This is a genomic window from Bradyrhizobium sp. (assembly GCF_019244115.1).
Classification (GTDB): Bacteria; Pseudomonadota; Alphaproteobacteria; order Rhizobiales; family Xanthobacteraceae; genus Bradyrhizobium.
This window is the reverse complement of the sequence record NZ_JAFATE010000032.1, coordinates 1-5547: the sequence shown is the minus strand read 5'-3', so window position 1 is coordinate 5547 and position 5547 is coordinate 1. Positions and strand designations below refer to the sequence as shown.

Annotated in this window: 5 protein-coding genes; 4 read left to right on the top strand and 1 reads right to left on the bottom strand. The window is 65.1% G+C overall.

Features of this window, described 5'->3' with window-relative positions:
* A partial coding sequence (locus JOZ76_RS01595; RefSeq protein ID WP_291696885.1) for a glucose 1-dehydrogenase occupies positions 1-830 on the bottom strand: 830 nt, incomplete at its 3' end.
* Positions 831-972: 142 nt separating this feature from the next.
* On the opposite strand from JOZ76_RS01595, the gene JOZ76_RS01590 reads away from it, so the two are divergent.
* The 4 genes from JOZ76_RS01590 (at position 973) to JOZ76_RS01575 (ending at position 5450) form a co-directional block, all read left to right on the top strand.
* Positions 973-1626 carry an AAA family ATPase gene (locus tag JOZ76_RS01590; RefSeq protein ID WP_291696884.1) on the top strand — a complete coding sequence of 218 codons (654 nt, stop codon included), beginning with the start codon at positions 973-975 and terminating at the stop codon, positions 1624-1626.
* A gap of 221 nt (positions 1627-1847) precedes the next feature.
* On the top strand, positions 1848-3371 hold the full coding sequence (locus JOZ76_RS01585) for a sugar ABC transporter ATP-binding protein (RefSeq protein ID WP_291696883.1): 1524 nt from the start codon (positions 1848-1850) through the stop codon (positions 3369-3371).
* A complete protein-coding gene (locus tag JOZ76_RS01580; protein ID WP_291696882.1) occupies positions 3364-4407 on the top strand; it encodes an ABC transporter permease subunit in 1044 nt (347 codons plus the stop codon). Before JOZ76_RS01585 ends, JOZ76_RS01580 begins: the two co-directional genes overlap by 8 nt.
* Positions 4408-4502: 95 nt before the next feature.
* On the top strand, positions 4503-5450 hold the full coding sequence (locus JOZ76_RS01575) for an ABC transporter substrate-binding protein (RefSeq protein WP_291696881.1): 948 nt from the start codon (positions 4503-4505) through the stop codon (positions 5448-5450).
* Positions 5451-5547 lie beyond the last annotated feature (97 nt).

Genomic DNA, 5547 nt, shown 5'->3' with positions numbered 1-5547 from the left:
GCCCAGTTGTCGCGGAATTCGCCGAACAGCGTGAGACCGCCGCAGGCAAAGATCGTCTGCCCGGTGATGTAGCTCGCATCATCCGAGGCGAGGAAGGCGAACACGGCGGCGATCTCGTCCGCCGTGCCGGCACGCCCCAGCGGAATGTGCGCTTCGACCGCCGCGCGTTTTTGCGGGTCGCGGGTCCAGGCCGCGTTCATCGGCGTATCGATCGCGCCGGGCCCGACCGCATTGACGCGGATGCCGCGGCTGGCGAATTCCAGCGCCAGGGTGCGGGTTAGCGTTGCCATCGCGCCCTTGCTGATCGAATAGGCGAGATAGCCGGGTTTGGGGATGATCTGGTGGACGCTCGAGCAATTGACGATGTTGCCGCCGCCGCCCCGCGCGACGAAATGCGCCAGCGCCTGTTTCGCGCAGAGCACGGCCCCGGTCAGGTTGACGTCGAGCATGCGGCGGTAGGCTTCGACATCGAGCGCCTGGCTCGGCGACTCCTTCTGAAACGCAGCATTGTTGACGAGGCAGTCGAGCCGCGGCCAGCGCGCCAGCACCATCTCGAACATTTTTGCGATGTCAGCCTCACGGCCGATATCGGCGTGGACCACAAAATGGTCGTGATCACCATGCCCGCGCTCGGTCGAGGCCGCCCGCACGCGCGCCAGCGTCTCCTCGGCGGTGGCTTTGGGGCCGACGAAATTGATCGCAACGTGTGCGCCTTCTTGCGCGAAGCGGATGGCCACCGCGCGCCCGATGCCCTGAGAAGCTCCCGTCACGAGAGCATATCGCCCGGCCAGGCGGGACGGAAATTGCGTGACATGATCCGATTGCTGCATCATCTGCTCCGGGCTATTCATCAGCGGCGTGTTCTAGATCAATCGCGCACCGGGGAGAAACAGTATCTCGGCAGAGCCGGAACCAGGGCGCCACTCCTTTCAATGCGCGATGCCGACGTAAGCCAGAATGAGGACCGGAGCCTTGCCTGACGAAAAGCTCGAGGGATTGGATCAACTGGTCGGGCTGATCGGGGCTCGGCTCAACGCGCACCGGCTGATCGTCGCGCTTGCCGGACCGCCCGGAGCCGGCAAGTCGACCATTGCATCCATTCTGCAGCAGCGTTGTGTCGACGAACTCGGCGCGCCCACCGAAATCGTGCCCATGGACGGCTTTCACCTGGACGACAGCGTCCTCCGCGCGCGCAACCTGCTCGCGCGAAAGGGCGCGGAGAATACGTTTGACGTCGGTGGCCTGGTCGCGCTGCTCCGACGTATCCGGGCCGACACGGAAGATGAGATCGCCGGACCGGTGTTTGATCGCGCACTGGAACTATCGCGGGCGGGTGCGTTGATCATCACGCGGCGGACCCGCATCCTGATCGTGGAAGGCAACTATCTGTTGCTGGATTCCGGGCCGTGGGCGGCGCTTCGCCGGCTGTTCGACGTCTCCGTCAGAATAAGAACCCCGCGGGAGCTGCTGCGCCGGCGCCTGGTGGATCGCTGGACATCGTTCAAATTGCCGAGTGAAGAAATCGCAAGGAAGGTCGAGGCCAACGACTTGCCGAACGGCGCGATGGTTGACACCTCCAGCATCGCCCCGGATCTGTGGTTGGAGTGGGTCGTTCAGGATCGCTGATGCGCAGGAGGTCCTGCGCAGCAGTCGGGCCTCATGGGTCGAGACGCCGCGCAAGGGGCGCGGCTCCTCACCATGGGGGTCTAGCAACGCGCTGGCGCTAATACCAGCGTATACGTCCTCGTCTTCGGTATTGCCCTCTCGCGCGGCGTTTTGTTTAATGGCTGAACCGCGTTGCAAGCGAACGAGACGCGGGTCAAGAATAGCGTGCGCCGGGAGGCACGATGACCGATCCGATCCTCGAAATGCGTGGGGTCTCAAAGTCCTTCTTCGGCATCGTGGCGCTGCGCGGGGTCGACCTTACCGTCTATGCCGGCGAAATCCATGCCCTGATGGGCGAGAACGGCGCCGGCAAGTCGACGCTGATGAAGATCCTGTCGGGGGCCTACCGGCCCGATCCCGGCGGCGAGATTCGCATCGAGGGCAAGCCGGTGCATATCCATGGGCCGCAGGGCGGCCGTGCGGCCGGCATCTCGATCATCTACCAGGAGCTTTCACTCGCCCCCAATCTGACGGTTGCGGAGAATATTTATCTCGGCCGCGAGGTCTCCCAGAGCGGCCTGCTGGCCCGCGGCGAGATGCGCGAACGCGTCGGGCCGATCCTCGAGCGGCTCGGGGCTGATTTTGCCCCCTCGACGTTGGTCGCCCATCTCTCCATGGGCCAGCGCCAACTTGTGGAGATCGCGCGTGCGCTGCACGCAAGGTCGAAAATCCTGATCATGGACGAGCCGACCACGGCGCTGTCGGCCGGCGAGAGCGAGCGGCTGTTCGCGCTGATCCGCCAGCTGCGGGCCGAGGGGCTCGCCATCATCTACATCTCGCATCGCATGGATGAAGTCTATGCGCTGGGCGACCGCGTCACCGTGCTGCGCGACGGCCGTCTGGTGGGCTCGCTCGACAAGGGCGAGATCCGCGCCGACACCATCGTGCGGATGATGGTGGGGCGCGACGTCTCCTCCTTCTACAAGAAGGACCATGATCCGGACGCCGGCCGAGGCCACCCCGTGCTGACGGCCGTCAACATGGGTGACGGGCAGCGCGTCAGAGGCTGCTCGCTAACCGTGTTGGCGGGCGAGGTGGTCGGGCTCGCCGGTCTTGTCGGCGCGGGCCGCACCGAGCTCGCGCATCTGATCATCGGCGCCGCGCCAAAAACGTCCGGCCATCTCGAGCTCGAAGGCCAGCCGATCGAGATCCGCACCCCCGGCGAGGCGCTCGACGCCGGCATCGCCTATCTGACCGAGGACAGGAAGGCGCTCGGCCTGTTCCTGGACATGTCCTGCCTCGACAACATCAATCTCGGCGTCATCGGCAGAGACGCCAGGTTCGGCGGCATCTTGGATCGCGACAAGGCCCGCGACCGCGCCAACAGGGCGTTTTCGTCGCTCGGCATCCGCGCCGCCAATACAGGCATCACGGCCGGCAGCCTGTCGGGCGGCAACCAGCAGAAGGTGCTGCTGTCGCGGCTTTTGGCAACCACGCCAAAGGTGCTGATTCTCGACGAGCCGACGCGCGGCGTCGACGTCGGGGCCAAGTCGGAAATCTATTCGATCATCGACAATCTCGCCAAGGCCGGCACCGCGATCCTCGTCATCTCGTCCGATCTGCCGGAGATCATCGGCATCTGCGACCGCGTGGTCGTGATGCGTGTCGGACGCATAGCCGGCGAGATCAGGCGCGGCGCGGATGCGCCGCTGAACCAGGAAGACATCATGGCGCTTGCCACCGGGACGGAGCAGATCGATGCATGACAGTCCATCGCAGGCGAAAACAGCGCCCGCTGCGGCAGCTGCCGTCGCGGCCGCGCAGGAGACCAAGCGTCAGCGGGTCCAGCTTCTGATCCGCGCCGCCGGCATGCTGCCGGTGCTGCTGATCTTGTGCATCGGCTTTCACTTCCTGTCGGAGGGCCGTTTCTTCACCGGCCAGAATCTCGGCATCGTGCTGCAGCAGGCCGCCGTCAACACCGTGCTCGCCGCCGGCATGACCTTCGTCATCCTCACCGGCGGCATCGACCTGTCGGTCGGCTCGATCCTCGCTGCGTCCGCAATGGCTGGCCTGACCGTCTCAAAACTTCCCGAGCTCGGGATGCTCTGGCTGCCGGTCGCGGTGCTCACCGGCCTCGGTTTTGGCATCATCAATGGCGCGCTGATCGCGCTGCTCCGCCTGCCGCCGTTCATCGTCACGCTGGGCTCGCTGACGGCCGTGCGCGGCCTCGCGCGCCTGCTCGGTGCCGACACCACCGTGTTCAACCCGTCGATCCCCTTTGCCTTCATCGGCAACGCCTCGCTGACCCTCATTCCCGGTGTCGCCTCGATCCCGTGGCTCTCGGTGATCGCCCTGCTCGTCATCCTCATCTCGTGGCTGGTGTTGCGGCGGACCGTGCTCGGCGTGCACATCTACGCCGTCGGCGGCAACGAGAGCGCGGCGCGGCTCGCCGGCATCAAGGTCTGGGCGGTGCTGATCTTCGTCTATGGCGTGTCGGGACTGTTGGCCGGGCTCGGCGGCGCCATGCAGGCGGCGCGCCTCTATGCCGCCAACGGACTGCAGCTCGGCCAGTCCTACGAGCTCGACGCGATCACTGCCGTTATTTTGGGCGGCACCTCGTTCGTCGGCGGTATCGGCTCGATCTGGGGCACGCTGGTCGGCGCCCTGATCATTGCGGTGCTGTCGAACGGCCTGATCCTCGTCGGCGTGTCCGACATCTGGCAGTATGTGATTAAGGGTCTGGTCATCATCGGCGCGGTGGCGCTCGACCGCTATCGGCTGCAGGGCTCGGCGCGCACTTGAAAAAGTTAAACGCGCAAGGTTTGATGTCGCGGTCGATCCGTTACGGCAGCTGGTCCGCCGTGTCGGGAGTGAAGAACGGACCACGGAGGAAACCAATGTTGAAGACGATTTCGCTTGCCGGCGCCGCCATGGCGCTCGCCCTCGGCACCGCACCGACGTACGCCAAGGACCTCAAATCGATCGGTGTCTCGCTGGGATCGATGGGTAACCCGTTCTTCGTCGCGCTGGCCAAGGGCGCCGAATTCGAGGCCAAGAAGACCAATCCCAATGTAAAAATCACCACCGTCGGCTTCGAATACGACCTCGGCAAGCAGGTCACCCAGATCGACAACTTCATTGCCGCCGGCGTCGACCTGATCCTGCTCAATCCCGGCGATCCCAAGGCGATCGGACCCGCGATCAAGAAGGCGCAGGCGGCGGGCATCGTCGTCGTTGCGGTGGATACGGCGGCCGAAGGCGCCGACGCCACGGTGACGACGAACAACGTCCAGGCCGGCGAGATTTCCTGCCAGTACATCGTCGACAAGCTCGGCGGCAAGGGCGACGTCATCATCGAGAACGGGCCGCAGGTCTCCGCGGTGATCGATCGCGTGACCGGCTGCAAGAGCGTGTTCGCCAAGCATCCCGACATCAAGGTCTTGTCCAGCGACCAGGACGGCAAGGGTTCGCGCGAGGGCGGCCTGACCGTGGCGCAGGGCTATCTCACCCGCTACCCGAAGATCGACGCGATCTTTGCGATCAACGATCCGCAGGCGATCGGCACTGACCTTGCGGCGCGCCAGCAGCAGCGAAGTGGCATCGTGATCACCGCGGTCGATGGCGCACCCGACATCGAAGCCGCGCTCAAGGACCCGCAGTCGCCGCAGATTCAGGCGTCCTCTTCGCAGGACCCGTTCTTCATGGCGCGCCGCGCCGTCCAGGTCGGCGTCGGCATCTTGAACGGACAGAAGCCCGCGTCGACCGTCGAACTGCTGCCTTCAAAACTTGTGACGCGCGACAACGTCAAGGACTACAAGGGCTGGACCTCGGACCGCTCCGAGTAGCCGCGGCCTGCGATTACGTTGCCGCATTGGCACATCGAGGCGCATCGCTTGCGTGATGCGCCTCGATGACGTTATTTCCGGACTGAGACCCTCATGG